This window comes from Bradyrhizobium sp., from assembly GCF_047605465.1.
Classification (GTDB): domain Bacteria; phylum Pseudomonadota; class Alphaproteobacteria; order Rhizobiales; family Xanthobacteraceae; genus Bradyrhizobium.
Map to the genome: position 1 here is coordinate 36,266 of NZ_JASGFS010000013.1, position 17,169 is coordinate 53,434.

Annotated in this window: 14 protein-coding genes; 4 read left to right on the forward strand and 10 right to left on the reverse strand. The window is 64.5% G+C overall.

Annotated features, from left to right (window positions below; all coding sequences use genetic code 11):
* Window positions 1-22 precede the first annotated feature (22 nt).
* From fliS to QM712_RS13735, 4 genes are all read right to left on the reverse strand, one after another.
* The gene (gene fliS / locus QM712_RS13720; protein ID WP_415023640.1) at window positions 23-451 is read right to left on the reverse strand and encodes a flagellar export chaperone FliS; all 429 of its coding nucleotides are present in this window, start codon (window positions 449-451) and stop codon (window positions 23-25) included.
* Window positions 451-2,148: a flagellar filament capping protein FliD gene (gene fliD, locus QM712_RS13725; RefSeq protein ID WP_415023641.1), complete on the reverse strand. Its 1,698-nt coding sequence runs from the start codon at window positions 2,146-2,148 to the stop codon at window positions 451-453. Before fliD ends, fliS begins: the two co-directional genes overlap by 1 nt.
* A gap of 73 nt (window positions 2,149-2,221) precedes the next feature.
* Complete coding sequence (locus QM712_RS13730) at window positions 2,222-3,046, reverse strand: flagellin (RefSeq protein WP_415023642.1); 825 nt, start codon at window positions 3,044-3,046, stop codon at window positions 2,222-2,224.
* Between the two features lie 141 nt (window positions 3,047-3,187).
* Window positions 3,188-3,886 carry an RNA polymerase sigma factor gene (locus QM712_RS13735; protein WP_415023643.1) on the reverse strand — a complete coding sequence of 233 codons (699 nt, stop codon included), beginning with the start codon at window positions 3,884-3,886 and terminating at the stop codon, window positions 3,188-3,190.
* Between the two features lie 513 nt (window positions 3,887-4,399).
* Between QM712_RS13735 and QM712_RS13740 the strand changes: the two genes are divergently transcribed.
* From QM712_RS13740 to QM712_RS13750, 3 genes are all read left to right on the forward strand, one after another.
* The gene (locus QM712_RS13740) at window positions 4,400-6,814 is read left to right on the forward strand and encodes an HAD family hydrolase (protein WP_415023644.1); all 2,415 of its coding nucleotides are present in this window, start codon (window positions 4,400-4,402) and stop codon (window positions 6,812-6,814) included.
* A 61-nt stretch (window positions 6,815-6,875) separates the two neighbouring features.
* Complete coding sequence (locus QM712_RS13745) at window positions 6,876-8,195, forward strand: hypothetical protein (protein ID WP_415023717.1); 1,320 nt, start codon at window positions 6,876-6,878, stop codon at window positions 8,193-8,195.
* A gap of 13 nt (window positions 8,196-8,208) precedes the next feature.
* Complete coding sequence (locus QM712_RS13750; RefSeq protein WP_415023645.1) at window positions 8,209-8,745, forward strand: hypothetical protein; 537 nt, start codon at window positions 8,209-8,211, stop codon at window positions 8,743-8,745.
* Between the two features lie 5 nt (window positions 8,746-8,750).
* Here the strand turns inward: QM712_RS13750 and QM712_RS13755 are convergent, their stop codons facing one another.
* Genes QM712_RS13755 through dctP form a run of 6 tightly spaced genes read right to left on the reverse strand, consistent with a single transcriptional unit; the run spans window position 8,751 to window position 15,730 of the window.
* The gene (locus QM712_RS13755) at window positions 8,751-9,995 is read right to left on the reverse strand and encodes an acetyl-CoA hydrolase/transferase family protein (protein WP_415023646.1); all 1,245 of its coding nucleotides are present in this window, start codon (window positions 9,993-9,995) and stop codon (window positions 8,751-8,753) included.
* Between the two features lie 4 nt (window positions 9,996-9,999).
* Window positions 10,000-11,553 carry an AMP-binding protein gene (locus QM712_RS13760; RefSeq protein WP_415023647.1) on the reverse strand — a complete coding sequence of 518 codons (1,554 nt, stop codon included), beginning with the start codon at window positions 11,551-11,553 and terminating at the stop codon, window positions 10,000-10,002.
* Between the two features lie 57 nt (window positions 11,554-11,610).
* Window positions 11,611-12,777: an acyl-CoA dehydrogenase family protein gene (locus tag QM712_RS13765; protein ID WP_074122147.1), complete on the reverse strand. Its 1,167-nt coding sequence runs from the start codon at window positions 12,775-12,777 to the stop codon at window positions 11,611-11,613.
* 42 nt (window positions 12,778-12,819) lie between these two features.
* Complete coding sequence (locus QM712_RS13770) at window positions 12,820-14,109, reverse strand: TRAP transporter large permease (protein ID WP_415023648.1); 1,290 nt, start codon at window positions 14,107-14,109, stop codon at window positions 12,820-12,822.
* A 12-nt stretch (window positions 14,110-14,121) separates the two neighbouring features.
* Window positions 14,122-14,676 (reverse strand): TRAP transporter small permease, encoded by a 555-nt coding sequence (locus tag QM712_RS13775; RefSeq protein ID WP_415023649.1) that lies wholly within the window; start codon window positions 14,674-14,676, stop codon window positions 14,122-14,124.
* A gap of 25 nt (window positions 14,677-14,701) precedes the next feature.
* Window positions 14,702-15,730: a TRAP transporter substrate-binding protein DctP gene (dctP, locus tag QM712_RS13780; RefSeq protein WP_415023650.1), complete on the reverse strand. Its 1,029-nt coding sequence runs from the start codon at window positions 15,728-15,730 to the stop codon at window positions 14,702-14,704.
* A gap of 228 nt (window positions 15,731-15,958) precedes the next feature.
* Here dctP and QM712_RS13785 point away from each other — a divergent pair, with 228 nt between their 5' ends.
* Complete coding sequence (locus QM712_RS13785; protein ID WP_415023651.1) at window positions 15,959-17,161, forward strand: CaiB/BaiF CoA transferase family protein; 1,203 nt, start codon at window positions 15,959-15,961, stop codon at window positions 17,159-17,161.
* The last annotated feature ends 8 nt before the right edge of the window (window positions 17,162-17,169 follow it).

Genomic DNA, 17,169 nt, shown 5'->3' on the forward strand with positions numbered 1-17,169 from the left:
CGCCTTGCGGCGGAACGGCCGCTCAGCCCTTGCGGACCGAATCGGCCGGGGCGGCTTTGGGCCCCCGCACGGTCGTATCGACGAATTCCCAGGCTTCCCGCAATTCCGTCAGCCCCGCGATGATCCGCCGGAAGCTCTCGCGCGCATGCGGGCGGCCGTAGGCCTTGAGGCTCGCCAGGATCATCGTGTTGTAGGTCTGGAACAGCCGCTCGGCGACGGTCCCGCCCTTGGCGAAATCGAGATTGTGGCTGAGCCCGCGCAGAATCGCGGTCGCCTTCAGCAGGTGCTCGTGCCCCTCCTCGAAGCGGCGCGCTTCCTGCGCGGCAAGCGCCTTCTGGAGGAAGGTGATCGCGCCGCCAAGCAGCATCGACACCGCCTTCAGCGGCGGCACAGTGGTCGCCGCTCCCCGATAGGCCTGATTGGCCATGTACGCCATCGGATTATGCATCATCAATTACTCGAGCTGGAGTTGAGCAAGGCCTTGAGGTAGGTGAGCGTGTTGTTCGCGCTCTCGATCGCGGCCTGGTAGTTCGCATATTGCGTCTGGAGCTGCGTCTGGTAGGCGGACGCCGCGCTCTGAATGTCGGTGACCTTCTGCTGAAGGTCGGTGTCGTTCGACTGGAGATTGCTGATCAGCGTCTGCAAGGCTCCGCTGCTCGACGAATAGTTCTTCGCGATCTGATAGACCTGCGTGGCAAGGCCCGACGTCGAGGTGACCGAGATGGATTGCGACGTCGTTCCGCTGTAGCTGAAGGCCATGCCGGCATAGGCCGTGCCGGCATTCCCGATGATCGTGTTGCCGCTGATCGTGAAGAGCGAGGAATCGCCATTGACCGACGCGCCGCTGAGCGCACCGCTGGAATCCACGGTCAGATCCAGCGTGAAGGATTGCGGCGACGTTCCGGTGTTGACGACGCTGAGCTGGCTCGAAGACGTCTTCGTCTGCGCCGACAACAGAGTCGCAACGCCGCTCAGATTCGTGGTGAGCACCTGCGACAGCGTGCTGGTATCGAGCTCGAGCTCGTTGTTTTCGTTGAACGACAGGCCGATATCGGCCATCGTGAGACCCCCGACCGTGCTGGTCAGCGCGTTCTGGAGCTGGTCCATGATGTCGCGCATCGTCCCGTCGCCGAACAGGACAGCGCTGGACGATGCGGTGCCGTCCGAATTGGTCGCCTGCTGGGCGACGACGGCGTCGCGGAAGGCGTTGTAATTGGTGACGAAGGTCTGGAGCGCCGATTCGATCTGGCTCGTGTCGGTGTCGATGCTGATGTTCAGCGACGTTCCGGTCGGAGTCGCCTGGAGCAGGTTGAACGTGACGCCCGAGAGCACGTCCGTGATGTCGTTGGTGTCTCGGGTCATCGAAATCCCGTCCAACGAGAATATCGCCGATTGCGATGTCTGGAGGACGTTGCTGAACGATCCCGAACTGTCGGTCACCCCGAGCTTGTTCAGGATGTCGTCGCCGGACGTGCTGGAATAGGCGATGTCGGCAGCGTCCTCGGTCCCGGTCAGCACCATCTCGTAGGAGCCGCTGCTCACCTGCACGATCGAGGCCTGGACATTGGTCGTCGACGTCTGCGCGTTGATCGCATCGACGACGTCCTGAAGCGACATCGTGCTGGTGACGGTGATGTCAGCGGTACTGCCGCTGCCGAGCCCCAGCGAGAAGGTTCCGGAATAGCCCAGTGCCGTGGTTTGGCTGGACTGCGTAGCCCCGACCACTTTCTGCGCGGTCGCGATCTGGCTGATGGTCAACGAATGATCGCCGGTCGCGGCGCCATTGCTCACCGACATGGAAAGCGCGGATGAGGCGCTGACGTCGCCGGTCGAGCTGATCGTCGCCGCCCGCGTCGAGAAGGCGTTGGTGGCCAGTGAATTGATGACGGAGGTCGCAAGCGAGGACAATCCGCTCGACAGCGTGGAGAGGTCGGTCTGCAGTGTCTGGTAGGCGGAGATCTTGGCTTCGTTGCTCGTGATCTTGGTCGTTATCGACGTCGCCTGCGTGAGCTTGGCGTTCACCGCCGCCGTGATCAAGGCGCTCCAATCGAGGCTCGTCGAGGTCGTCGTTCCCGTGGTGGTGACCGAGGATGCGCTGCTGGTGGACGTCGACGACGTCCCGCTGGTGCTCGAACTGACGGTTGTCACTTGCTGGCTCACTCCGCTGGCGGCGCCGGGCCGGCCTCAGGCCGACCCGGTTCGATCATGTCAGCCGCGGGGCTTAGCCGAGCAGCTTCAGCAGGTATTGCGGCATCTGGTTCGCGGCCGATTCAGCCGACACCGCGGCCTGGGTCTTCACTTCGGCCGACGAGAGCGTCGCCTGCTCTGCTGCGATGTCAACGTCGGTGATCGCCGAGTTCGCGGCCTGCAGGTTCTGGGTCTGCGTGGAGATCGAGTCCGACGAGAAGTTGAACCGCGACTCCTGCGCACCGATGCTGGCGCGGGCGCCGGAGACCGTGTCGATCGCCGTATCGAGCGCCGTCAGCGCCGAAGACGCATCGGACAGCGAGCTGACGTCCAGCGAGGACACGCCGAGCGAGGACGCGGTGAGGCTCGTCAGCGTGATGGTGATGGTGTCCGAGCCGGAGGAGCCGACCAGAACCGAGACGCCGGAGGCGAACACGCTGGAACCATCGAGCAGGCTCTGGCTCGAATAGCGCGTGCCGGTCGCGATCGAATCGATTTCGCTCGTGAGCTGCGAGAATTCCGAGTTGATGTAGGCGCGGCTGGAGTCGGTCGTGGTGCCCGATGCGGATTCGGAGGCCAGCGACTTCATGCGCGCCAGAATGTCGGAGATGTTCGAGGCGCCGCCGTCGGCGGTCTGGAGGATGGCGGTCGCCTGCGAGGCGTTGGTCGCGGCCTGCTGCAGCGTGGTGATGTCGGACGAAATGCGCGTGGAGATGGCGAGGCCGGCGGCGTCGTCGGAGGCCGAGGTGATGCGCGAACCGCTCGACAGCTTGGCGAGCGCGCTGCTTTCCTGCGCCGAATTGATGTTGAGGTAGCGAACCGCGGAATTGGCGGCGGTATTGGTGGAAATTGCAGGCATTGAACACTCCTGTGCTGATGGGCATGGCGTGCCGCATCGTTGAAGACGATTGACGACGCAGACCGCAGCCCCGTCCGTTCGCTCAAACGGCGGAGTGCAAGGAGATCAGGCGGAAAAATTTTGGCGGCAGGAATTTTATGGTTAGCAGTCGGTAAACGCCGTCCTGATGTCGCGCTCGTGCTTGCGCAGGAGTTGGCGGAGTTGCTGGCGGCCGCGCTTGAGCAAAGACTCTACCGCCGCCACGGTGGTGTCCATCACCTGGGCGATCTCGCCGTTGCTCATGCTCTCGTGGTAGGACAGGATCACCGCAATGCGCTGCTGCTCGGGCAGGCGCTGCATTGCGAGCTCCAGCATGCCGTTCAATTCGTTGCGCTCGATCATCTCGGCCGCGTCGGGCTGACCGTCGGCCACTTCCGGCACCGTCTCGACGTTCTCGGTGCGCGGCTTGCGGCGCAGGTCGATGCAGCGGTTCGAGATGACCCGATAGAGCCAGGTCGAGAATTTGGCGCGACCATGCTGCCAGCGTCCGCGGTGGGTCCAGATCTTGAGCATGGTGTCCTGCACCACGTCTTCGGCATCGGCCGCGTTGCCGACGATCCGGAGCGCGATCGCATAGGCACGGTCGATGTGACGCTCCACCAGCACGCGGAAGGCCGCCTCATCGCCGGCCGCGAGCCTGTCCAGCAGCTCGCTGTCCTCGTCGAACACGATGTCCGCGTCGGCCGGCGCGCTGTCAGGCGCGATGGTCGCCGACGGCATCATTGGAACGGCCGCGTCGACCGGCACCGTCGTCGCGATCTCGGCCTCGGCGGGAGCCCAGACATCAAGCGCGTAACTCATCCCGCAACCTCCAACCCGCAATGCCAGCGGCGCACATGCCACACGGCTTCCAGGCGTTGAACGCGGCACGAAAACAATCCAGGCGGTGAATTTTTGTTATTTTTCAAGATGTTATCCGGAATTTATTGCCGGGCGAGAGGCAATAATTGCCGACATGGCGCGTCGTGCGCGCCTGCGTCCTGCAATCATCGACATCGTCTTGCATCATTGCGGATCGTCCATCCCGAACAGATGTGGTCTCGAAAAACGCTGACATTACGCGGCACTAGATGATCGAACACGGCACGTGCGCTACGCGCATCAAAGCGATTGTTTCCGAGTGTGAACGTACGCGAGACGATTTCCTCACTCGGCAATTTTTGCCGAATCACCTTTTCCGAACCTACCGATTTTTTTGAATCTGTCAGTCGCGACGCATGCGATTTTGAATCGCGCGTGAATTTTTTTCGCCGTTGTGGCGCCTGACTCGGCGCATCTGCACGTTAATCAGTTTGATTGACGGGGAATCGCACCATGAAGATCGCAACGGCCGACGTCGATCGTCGGACGCAAATTGTTTCTGCTTGGTCGTTCGATGTTTTCGATACATTTCTCGTTCGCGCCTGCTCGACGCCAGATGGCGTATTTGAAAGGACTTACGAGCTTTCCGACATTTCAAATTCATTTCCGAACGTTTCGCTCAGCTTCGTTCAGCATCGTATTCAAGCCGAATCGCGCGCACGCAGAACAGCGAAGGACGAGCGCGGCACGAGCGAAGTCGGCATCGACGAAATCTATTCCTGTTTTCCGTTCAGGCTGTTCGGCCTCACGGCGCAACACCTGAACGACCTGGTCGAAGCGGAGTTCGCCGCCGAGCTCGAGCTCTGTCGCGCCAACCCGGACATGCTTCGGCAATATATGGACATGGATCGTGCCGGGCACCGCGTCGGATTCATCTCCGATACCTACTGGGATTCCGACCGGCTGGCGCGGCTGTTGCGGGCGTGCCGTCCCGGATTGAGATGGGATTTCCTCTACGCGTCCTGCGACCACGGCAGCAGCAAGAGCGAGACGCTGTTCGCGAAATATCTGTCCGAGCAGGGCATCGACTCCGCCGCGTCCTTCCACGTCGGCGACAACGACAAGGCCGACATCAAGGGCGCGCGCCGTCACGGCATCCGCCCGCGCTATTATCCACAGGCCACGCCGCAACTGGCCTCGAAATTCCAGCGCGAGACCACGCTGTTCGAGCTGCTCTGCGCGGGCGTGCCGTCGCGGCTCGATCATGGTGCACGCACGCTGCGGCGCATGGTGGCCGCGCGCAGCGCCGAAAGATCGCCCGCCTTCCATTTGGGGCTGACTGTGCTCGGCCCGGTGATGACGGCCTTCGACGCCTTCGTGGTGAGACGCTGCGAAGAGATCGCAGGCTCCGACAGACGGGTCGCTCTCGCCTTTCTCGGTCGCGACGGCTTTCTGTCGCACCGGATCTGGCAGGATCTGCACGGGATGACGTCGGCGTATCTCGAGATCAACCGGCGCGTCAGCCTGATCGCATCGGCCGACACGATGCAGCCGCTGCTCGATCTCCTCGGCAAGGTCCTCAAGATCGATGCGCCGACCTTTCGCGATATGGTGAAGATCATGCCGCCGAAGGTGGCGGCGTTCTTCGCCGGCTCTCCCGACGGCATCGCCACCGGCAAGGAGCTTGCCAAGGCGCTGCCCCGATTGATGGACGGCAACGACATCGTCGAGCTCGCTGCCGCCTTGCGTGGCCGGCTGCTCGCCTATTTGCGCTATACGATTCCCGGCTTCGACGATTGCACCGATCTCGTGCTCGCCGATCTCGGCTATTCCGGCAGCGTGCAGAAGGCGCTGCGGCGTGTCTTTGACATGGAAGGCATCGATATCCGCCTCCATGGCGCCTATCTGATGTCGCTCGACGATACCTTCGGTGACCTCGCGGAGTCCGACAGCGCCGAAGGCTTCATCTCCGATCTCGTGGTGAGCCCGCACGTCAAGCGCATGCTGATCCGCAACGTGGCGCTGCTGGAGCAGATCTGCTGCTCCGCCGACGGCTCGGTCCGCGATTATGACGGCGATCAGGTCCTGCGCGAGGTCAACCCGCGGCCTGCAGAGCAGATCGCGTTGGCCGCCGAGATCCAGGCGGGCGCGCTGGCTTTCGCCGAAAGGGCTGACGATGTGGCTCTCGACTACGGCCTGCGTCCTTATGCTGCTCCGGATGTCGCCGCACGCTGGTGCGCGGCGACCCTGGGCCGGCTGCTGCTGCTGCCCGACCAGGACGAGCTGGCCCTGCTCGGCGGATTGAAGCACGACGTCAATCTCGGCACACACGCGCTCGCGCCGATGTGCGACGGCAGGTTCGTCCGCAGCCAGATCACCGCCCGCGGCCTTTCGGCAGCCTGCACTTCTGCCGCTCCGCCGATGTGGCTCGCCGGCAGCTTCGCCGAACTGTCGCCGTCCTATGGCTATCTCTATGCCCTGTTCGGCGCCAACCGCCTGCCGGCCGACGTGTTCGAGAACAGCGCCTGCGGCTCGGTCCAGGTCGGATTGTTCCGCGCCGGCGGCGACGCCGCGCTGGAGACGGTGAGCGTCTATCGCACCGGCCTCGGCGAGCTGCGGCTGCATATTCCCGTGTCGCGCGGCATGGCGATCACCATGATCGCACTGCCCCTGGCCAAATTCGCGCCCGAGGGCGTTCTTCACGGCGTGACGATCCAGTCGGGCGGCGAGGTTCGCGAGGCCGCCGAGAGCCAGGAGGTGATCCGCATCGCCGCCGACAGCCTGGTCTATGCCGGCATGCAGCGAAGCGGAGCGCATTATCGCGCGGAGACCGCCGACGGCTGCCTGCTGATCCCGGCCGCGCCGATGACGCAGGACATCGCGATCTATTCCGTCGCGATCACGCCGCTCGGTTCCGAACACAAATAGTGCGCCTGATCGCGTCGCCCTGGCCGTTGAAATCCAAGGGCCGGCACGAGGGGGCATGGAATTGACCGACGGGACGCACGCGAATCTGGATCGTCTGCTGCAATCGGCCTGCATCAGGCTTGGCCGGCCCCAGCATGACCGCCTGAACTGGCTGATCGCCCAGTACGGTGCCCCGACGCTCGACAGCACCCCGGACGGACGATCCGGCAACGTCATCATTCTCGGGGAGCCGCTGAGCGGCGCGGCGGCCGAGCTGTTCTACCGTTCGCTCAATCCCGCCAGCGCCGTCGTCATTCCCCGAAGCGAGAATCCCGGCTTCGACTTCCTGAAGTCCAAGCTGACCGAGTTCGGCACCGTCGGCCCCTGCGGCGCCGAGGGGCCTCATGAGATGTGGTGGGGCGGCATCGGCTGGTCGAAGTTTCTGGCCTCGGCGGACGCCCCGGCCGCCCGCCCGCGGATCGTGTCTTGCCATCCGCGCGGCAGCGACGCGACCGCGGCCTTCGCCCTGCGGCACTCGCTCGAGCGGTTCGATCTCGATTGCCATATCGAGCCGATCGAGACCCAGTTCAGCGACCGCGTGCTCTGCTTCGAGAAGGCGGAGTTCATGGTGCGGATGTGGAACAAATATCGCGAACCGCTGCTGTTCGTGGAAGCCGGCGCGGTGTTGCGCGAGGCGCCCCTGCTGCCGTCCTTCCTCGGCTGCGACGTCGCGCTCCACAAATGGAACCGCTGGGAGATGTCGGCCCGTACGCTCTATCTCGGCCGCACCGACGGCGCCGAAGCGCTGCTGCGGACCTGGCAGCAGCTCGCCGCATCATATCCCGCGATCTGGGAGGGCTATCTGCTTGACCAGGCCTGGAGCCTGACGTCGTCCCAGATGCCGCTCGACACCGTGTGGCTGCCGCGATCCTATCACGCGCTGAAGGGCGATCTCGGCGCGATGCGCGCCACGATCCTGCATGAGCGGCAGACGACCACGATGGAGCTCGGGCCGGATCCGGCCTTCGCCGGCATCGTGCGTACCGCCCGCCGCGCCGGCCGCACCGGCGCCCGCGACGCCTTCATGGTGATGACTTCGAAAGCCGAGGCCGGCAGCGGCATCGCCGTGATCCTGCGCGACGTCTCGGCCAGCGATGCCGGCACGGTTGCCGCGACCGTCGAGGCCGTGACCGGTGCCTACGCCGCCGATTGCGGCGGATATGGACGGCTGGAGCTGTCCCTTTGCGCCTGGCAGGAAGATGCCGGAGCAGCCCGCGAAGCCGCGGCGCAGGCTCGCTACCGCATCCTGGAGATCGCGCCCGGGCAGCAGATCGCCAATGACTTCTTCGCCTATCACGCATCCGCCGATGCGACCATGACCGCCCGCTATCTCTTTCCCTGACGGACATCACACGATGCTCAAGACCATCATCCTGCTCACCGACACCGTGCAACAGCAGCAACCGCTGGCAAACCTGCTGCGGGAGCACAATCGCGAGCTCGCGTTCTGCTCGGCGCTGCGCGCGAGCGATCTGGCCGCGATCGATCCCGACGTGCTGAGCGAGGCGCGACTGGTGTCCTTTGCCAACGACGCCGCCATCTCCGAGAAATTCCTGCTGCAGCTCGGCTATGGCGCCTACAGATTCTATGCCACACCGGCGCAATATCCGGGCCTGCCGCCGGCGCCCGACGAGAGCGATGACGACCCGCGCTGCTTCTCCGTGATTGCCCAGTCGATGACGATCTGGCCCGACTTCAAGAAGGTCGTCGGCCTGGAAACCGTGACCATTCCGGAAGGAACCATTGCCGCCGAGCGCGAACGGCTGGTGTTTTCCCGGCTTGCCCATCTGTTCTGGCGGATGTCGGACATGATCGCGGGCGGAGCCGCAGACCTTCCCGGCATCATCGACTCCGGCGACAGCCGGCAGTCGAGCTTCGCAACGATGAACTGAAGCCGCTAGCGCGCGGCGCCGCGCGATTGCCTCGACAACGCGTCGCGATGCTCGGGCGCAGCGATCGCGATCATGCGGCGCGCGCGCTCGACAAGACCACAGCCGCGGAGCTCCGCGACACCCCATTCGGTGACGATGGCATCGACATCCGCGCGCGGGGTGGTCACGGTCTCGACGTTCGCGACGATCCGGCTGGCGCCGTCCGATGCCGTCGCCGGCAGCGCGATGATTGCCCTGCCCCCGCGTGAGGCGTTGGCGCCACGCACGAAATCGAGCTGGCCGCCGATCGCCCCGATCGCGACGCCGTTCAGCGTCTCCGAATTCACGCTGCCGTCGAGCCCGACCTGCAGCGCCGAATTGATCGCAACCAGCCGGCTGATCCGCGCCAGCACGTGCTGGCCGTGCGTGTAGGACGTGGGCCGGACCGCCACCAGCCTGTTCTGATTCACGAAACGATAGAGCCGCGACGTGCCGATCACCTGATTGGTGACGGTGATATCGGCGTCGATCCCCTTCTCCGCATTCGTCACGGCGCCACACTCGATCAGGTCGACGACGGCATCGTTGATGAGGCCGGAATGGATGCCGAGATTGCGCGCATGCGACAACGAGGAGAGAACCGCGTCCGGAATCCGCCCTACACCGAACTGCAGCGTGCTGCCGTCAGCGATCAGCCCCGCCGCATGTTGCGCGATGCGCCGGGACACGTCATCGAGCGGCGGTGAGGCCAGTTCAACGGGCGGGCGGCCGGCATCAACGCGGATATGGATCGGTACGTCGTCCGGCCATTCGGCCCCGAATGTGAACGGCGCATCCGGATTGATCTCGGCGACGACCAGGCGTGCGCCGCGCGCGGCATCGATGACATAGTCATTGGAGAGGGAAGCGCTGAGGCGCCCATCGGTCTCCGCGAGCTGCACCAGAACGACATCGGCCTTGTGGCGGCCCGCGGCAAAATCGGCGCAGAAGGCGCTATAATTGCTCGGCATTACGTCGAGGCGCCCCGCCTTGGCGAGGCGCCGCGCATTGCCGATGACGCCATAGCTCGAGAACGACACGTTCGGCGCGCTTGTGGCGAAAGTGTCCGAGAAGATCGGCCCGACCATCATGCGGAACGCAGGCAGCTTCGCGGCCTGCGCCATGAGCGCTTCCGTCAGAGTGACGGGCTCCGCCGTCGCCTGCCCGCAGACCACGAGGTCGCCGTCCCGGATCAGTCCCGCGAAGTCGATCGGCGCCGTGGCTCCCGTCATCGTCCTAGCCCATTGGTGCAAGGCGCGCGGAAGACTCGCTCAGGAGCGTCCGCAGCTCCGTCTTCACGATCTTGCCGTAGCTGTTCTTCGGCAGCTCGCCGGTGACGTAATAATGCTTCGGCCGCTTGAAGCGCGCGATCCACGCGCTGCACATCTGATCAAGCTCGTCGCGCGTCACGGTCTTTCCCGTGACAGGGACGACGACCGCTACGACTTCCTCGCCCCATTCGGGGTGCGGCCGGCCGATCACCGAAACCTCCGCGATGGCCTCGTGCCGCAACAGCACCTCCTCGACCTCACGCGGATAGATGTTGGTGCCGCCGGAGATGATGACGTCCTTTGAGCGGTCCTTCAGCGTGAGGAAGCCGTCGCAATCGAAAGCGCCCATGTCGCCGGTAAAGAGCCAGCCGTCACGCAGCGTGCTGGCCGTCGCCTCCGGGTTCTGCCAATAGCCGGACATCACGGTATCGCCGCGCACGATGATCTCGCCGATCTCCCCCGGCGCAACGTCCTTCCCCGCCTCATCAACGGTGCGGACCTGGACCACGCCCTGCGCGATGCCGACCGAGGCCAGACGATCCTCATAGCGCGGATGTCCGTGATCGACGTGCATGGATTTCGGCAGATAAGTGATGGTCATCGGCGTCTCGCCCTGACCGTAGATCTGCGCCAGCTTCGGCCCGAAGACCGCGAGCGCGGCCTTGCAATCGGCGACATACATCGGGCCGCCGCCATAGATGATCGTCTTCAGCCCCGGCGCGGTCGAGCCCGCGGCCTCGGCTGCGACCGTCAGACGTCTCACCATGGTCGGCGCGGCGAAGAACGAAATGTTGTCGTGTTTCGCCGTCAGCTCGAGGATCTCGTCGGACTCGAAGCGGCCGCTCTCGGGAATGATCTGCGCCCCCATGCCGAGCACGTGCGGCACCATGTAAAGGCCCGAACCGTGCGACATCGGCGCGGCGTGCAGCAGCGCTTCGCCGGGCACGACCGGGTTGATCTCGGCGAGGTAGTTCAGCGACATCGCCAGAAGATTGCGATGGCTCAGCACGGCGCCCTTGGGCCGGCCCGTCGTGCCGCTGGTGTAGAAGATCCAGGCCGGGTCGGTGATCTCGACATCGGCGACGGCGATCCCCTCGGTCCGTTCGAGGCTGCGATGTTCGGCGGAGCCGATCTCCACGATGCGCGGCTGGACGGCGCTCAGCGCCAGCGCCTCCGAGGCGACATTCGCCATGTCCTCGGTCACAAACACCACCGACGCGGTCGAATTGTCGAGAATGAACGCCACCTCGCGCGGGTGCAGCTTCGCATTGATGGGAACGGCGACCAGCCCGGCATGCCAGCAAGCGTAGAGGCAAGCCACGTAGTCCGGCACGTTCTTCATCAGCAAGGCGACGCGATCGCACTTCGCCAGACCCAAGCGCCCTCGCAGCGACGCTGCCAGCGAAGCGACCGTCGCGGCGAGCCGGCCGTAGTCGGCGACCGGCGTCAGTCCTTTAAGCAGGGCCGGCGCGGCGGCGTCGGCCCTGGCGGCACGCAGAAGATGATGAGCGAGGTTCATGGCGATCCTGCCGGACTATCCGCGCGAGTTCAGTACGACTTGCTCAGTCGGGCGTGCCTAGTAGGACTTGGCCAGTCCGAGCACCTTTTCCGCGATGAAGCTCAGCGCGAGTTGCGGGCTGACCGGCGCGATGCGCGGGATCAGGACCTCGCGCAGGTAACGCTCGACGTGGAACTCCTTGGCATAACCGAATCCGCCATGGGTCATCACCGCCTGCTCGCATGCCGAGAAGCCGGCCTCGCCCGCGAGATATTTCGCGGCATTGGCGGCAGCGCCGCAGGGCATGCCCTTGTCGTACTGCCAGGCGGCCGACATCACCATCAGCCAGGCGGCCTCGAGCTCGACCCAGTTCACCGCGAGCGGATGCTGGATGCCCTGGTTCTTGCCGATTGGACGATTGAACACGGTTCGGGTCTTGGCATATTCAGTCGCGCGCGACAGCGCGAGCTTGCCGAGACCGACCGCTTCCGCCGCGATCAGGATGCGCTCGGGGTTCATGCCTTCGAGAATGTACTGGAAGCCCTTGCCCTCTTCGCCGATCCGGTCCTCCATCGGGATTTCGAAATCCTCGAAGAAGAGCTCGTTGGAATCGACGATCTTGCGGCCCATCTTCTCGATCTCGTGGACCTTGATCTTCTTGCGGTCGAAATCGGTGTAGAACAGGCTGAGGCCGTGGGTGGGCGAACGCACCTCTTCCAGGGGTGTGGTGCGCGCCAGCAGCAGGATCTTGTGCGCCACCTGTGCCGTCGAAATCCACACCTTCTGGCCATTGACGATGTAGCGATCGTTCTTGGCGACCGCGCGGGTCTTGAGCTGCGTGGTGTTGAGGCCGGTGTTGGGCTCGGTGACGGCGAAGCACGCCTTCTCGCGGCCCTCGACCATCGGCGGCAGCATGCGCTTGCGCTGCTCCTCGGTGCCGAACACGACGACGGGATTGAGGCCGAACACGTTGATGTGCACGGCGGACGCACCGGACATGCCGGCGCCGGACTCCGCGATCGTGCGCATCATGATCGCGGCCTCGGTGATGCCGAGCCCGGACCCGCCATAGGCCTCCGGCACGCAGATGCCGAGCCAGCCGGCATCGGCAAGCGCCTTGTGGAAGTCGTGCGGAAAGCCGCCGTCGTGATCCTTCTTCAGCCAATAGGCATCGGGGAAGCCCTCGCAGATCTTTGCGATGGCGTCGCGAATGGCTTCCTGCTGATCGGTGAGCGCGAAATCCATGTCGTTGATCTCCTTGCTTCGGGCCGCGACGGCCCGGACGTGCTAGCGCCCCATCTGCGAGGGCAGCCAGAGAATGATCGAGGGAAACGCCACGAGGATCGCAATGGCGATCAGGTGCGCAATGAAATGCGGGAAGGTGCCGTGGAACACCTCCGCGACCGGCCGCTTGGCATAGCGGGCGACGATGAAGCAGTTCAGCCCGACCGGCGGCGTGATCATGCCGACTTCCGCGGTGACGATCTTGATGACGCCGAACCAGATCGGATCGAAGCCGAGCGTCTTGATCAGCGGCAGCACGATCGGCACGGTCAGCACCAGGATCGCGATCTGGTCCATGAACGAGCCGAGCACGATGTAGCCGCACAGGATCAGCGTGATGATCACCCAGCGCGAGGTCGGCAGGCTGCCGATCCAGGCGACGAGGTCCTGCGTCACGTGGGTGAGCGTGAAGAAGTAGCCGAAGATGGAGGCACCGACCAGGATCATGATGATCATGCAGGTGCCGTGGCAGGCGCGCAGCAGCGTCCTGTAGAGCGATGACGGCGTGATCTTGCCCTTGAAGATCGCGAGCAGGAAGGCGCCGAAGGCACCGAACGCCGAGGCTTCCGTCGGCGTCGCGACGCCGAGATAGATCGTGCCGGTCACGATCGAGAACAGCACCACCATCGGCGAGACCTGCCACAGCAGCGCGAACTTCTCGCGCCACGGCACGGACTTCGCGGCCGGCGCGCGCGAGGGATCCTGCCAGACCAGGAAATAGATCGTGGCCATGATGGTGATGGTGACGAGGATCGCGGGGATGATGCCGCTGATCAGCAGCTTGCCGATGTTCACTTCGGCCAGCAGGCCGAAGATGACGAGCGCCACGCTGGTCGGCAGCAGCATCGACAACGTGCCCGAGATCGCGACCACGCCGGCGGCCATCTTGGGTTCGTAGCCCTGGCGGATCATCGCCGGAAGGCTGGTCGAGGACAGCGTCGCGGCCGATGCGGTCGACGTGCCGCAGATCGCGCCGAAGCCGGCGCCGGCGAGCGCGGTGGCCATGCCGAGCCCACCGGGAACACGGCCGACCCAGGCGGACGCGGTCTTGAACAGATCATCGGCGACGCCCGACAGCAGCACGAGGTCCGCCATCAGCAGGAACATCGGGATGGTGATCAGCTCGTAGGACGAAACGGTCGAGAGCGGCGCGGTCCCAAGGATACCGAACAGGGTCGGAAAGCCGCCGACCATGACGAGGCCGACCGAGCCGGCGAACGCCATGGCAAAGCCGACGGGCGTGCCGAGCGCGAGCAGGCCGAACAGCAGGGCGAGAACGATAAGAGGTGTCATGGATATCCGCCGTTACTCGAAGCCACGCGCTTCGCCGACGCCGGTAACCGGCGGCAGAGGATAAAGGTCGCGTCCGCTGAGGAGGCTCAACACATTGCCGACGAGCTGGAGCGCGAGCCGCAACACCAGGACGCCGCAGCCGAACGGGACCAGCGCCGCCGAGATCCAGGTCGGCCAGGGAATCGCGCCGGCCAGGACGTCGTGCTGCTCGTAATTCTCCAGTGCGCGCTCGAACCCGACCTTGCAGATCAGGACGAACACGAACAGGCCGGCGAGCGCGGTGACGATCTCGGACAACCGGCGCCCCGTCGGCGAGAAGCGCGACAACAGGATGTCGACGCCGACATGCACGTGCTCGCGCAACGCATCCGACAGCGTGAAGAAGAACACGCCGGCGAGGAGATAGAGGCCGATCAGGTCATAGGTGAAGGAGAAGGGACTGTTCAACGCGTACCGCATGAACACGTCGGTCACGACCAGCATCATGATCACGAACATGAACACCACCGCGATCACCGTCAGCGCGCGTTCCAGCGCGCCGAGCACGTCTCCCATTCGTTTGATCACCTCTCGCGCCTCCCTTTCCGCCGAACTACTTGGCGCCGCCGGCGGCGAGCAATCCGTCGAACTCCTTCAGCGCAGCGGACGCCTGCTTGCCGCGGCTGTCCAGGCCGGCCGCCCATTCCTGACCAACGCCTTTGAGCTTTTCCTTCATCTCGGTGCGCGTGGCCTCCGGCAGCGGATCGAAGCTGACACCCTCGTCCTGCATGTGCTTCTTGGTGACCGCGCCTTCCTTGTCGACGTCGGCGCAAGCCTTAGGCGTGATTGCTTCGGAGGCCTCGTCCATCGCCTTCTTCACGTCGTCCGGCAGCTTGTCCCAGACCGACTGGTTGATGGAGTATGCGACGATGAAGCTGCCGAAGCTGACACCCTCGGTGGCGTGCTTGACCAGCTTGTCGAGCCCATAGGAGACGACGCTGTCGAGCGGAAACAGCAGGCCGTCCATCGTCCCGCGCGACAGCGATTCATAGGCATCGGGCGCCGCCATGCGCACCGGAACCGCGTTCAGCGCACGCAGCGTCAGATCCTGCGCGCCGCCAGTGGTGCGCAGCTTCAGACCCTGCATGTCCTTGGCCGTTTCCACCTTCGACTTGATGGTCCACACCTGGTAGGGCGGCAGCACCACGGCCATCAGCAGCTTGATCTTGTTCGGCGTGTATTCCTGCTTGGCGATCAAGCCCTCGCGCGCGGTCTTCCAATAGGCCAGCGTGCCCTGGCAGCTGGTTTCGAATTTGCCGGGCAATTGCGCCACTTCCGACAGGGGCATCTTGTCGGAGACGTAGGACGGCGCGACGTAGCCGATATCGACCACGCCGGACTGCGTCAGCCGCAACAGGTCCGCGGCCTTGCCGATCTGCTGGTTCGGATAATAGGTGAAGGTCACCGCGCCATTGGTGCGCTTGGTGACATCGTCCATCCACGGCTTGAGCATCAGGCGGACGAGATAATGACCGGCGGGGAAGGAGTCGGCGACCTTCAACTCCAGCGCCTGGGCCTGCAGCGTCGAGACCGGCAGCGAAAGTGCGAGCACTGCGGCAGCCCGGACCAGATTCTTCTTCATTTCGTTCTCCTTGACGCGTCCCCGTGCCGAGGGCGGCAGCCGAATGCTGCCGCACCGCCCAGCCCTCGTTCCATTTCTTGCTTGATGAAAATGTACATATACGTGAATTTATCTGTCAAGGACGTGAACAATGCATGGAGCTATGCGCGTCACGGAGGAAGCGCCGAATTGACATCCTCAATTTCTGAATTCTAACTCCACGTATATGAATTATTCCGACGGGGACCCATGGGACCGCTTGCCGGCTTCACCATTCTCGACCTGACCTCTGTGTTGATGGGCCCCTACGGCACCAAGGTGCTGGCGGACATGGGAGCCGACGTCATCAAGGTCGAAAGCCCCGAGGGCGACATCGTTCGCCAGATCGGCCCGGGCCGCACGCCGGGCATGGGCGGGATGTTCCACAACGCCAACCGCGGCAAACGCAGCATCGTCCTCGACCTGAAGAAAAAGGAAGGCCGCAACGCGCTACTGCGTCTGGCCGAGCGCGCCAACGCGCTCGTCTACAATGTGCGCCCGCAGGCCATGGCGCGGCTTGGGCTCGATTACGAGACGCTTGCCGCGATCAATCCCGCACTCGTCTATGTCGGCGCGTTCGGCTACGGCCAGTCCGGCCCCTATGCGGCAAAGCCTGCCTACGACGACCTCATCCAGGGCGCGGCCACCATTCCGACGTTGCTCGCGGCGGCCGGCGATGGCACGCCGCGCTACGTTCCCGTGACGATCGCCGACCGCATCGTCGGCCTGATGATGGTCAACGCCATCATGGGCGGGCTGATGCACCAGCAGCGCACCGGCGTCGGTCAGCGCATCGACGTGCCGATGTTCGAATCAATGACGGAATTCGTGCTGCTCGATCATCTGGGCGGCCTGACCTACGATCCGCCGCTCGATCACGGCGGTTACGCCCGCCTGCTCTCGCGCTATCGCCGTCCCTACAAGACAAGCGACGGCCATCTCTGCGTCCTCATCTACAACGACAAGCACTGGCGCAGTTTCTTCGAGGCGATCGACCGGCTCGAATTCCTGCAGCAGCCGCGCTTCGCCAACCACGCCGCGCGCACGAAGCACATCGACGAGATCTACGAGGAGATCGGCCACATCTTCCTGACGCGCACGACCGCCGAGTGGCGCGAGTTGCTGGAGCGCGCCGACATTCCGGTGATGCCGATGCACACGCTGGAGACGATCCTGGACGATCCGCACCTGAAGGCGATCGACTTCTTCCAAACAGTGGAGCATCCCGTGGAAGGCCGCATCCGCCAGATGCGCGTGCCTTCCACCTGGAGCGCGACCCAGCCGGAGGCCGCCGGACCCGCGCCGACGCTCGGCCAGCACGGCCGCGACATTTTGCGCGAAGCCGGCTTCTCGACCGAAGAGATCGAAGCGCTCGCAGAGCAGAAGGCAGTTCACCTGGCGGCGCCGCCCTAGGGGCCGCG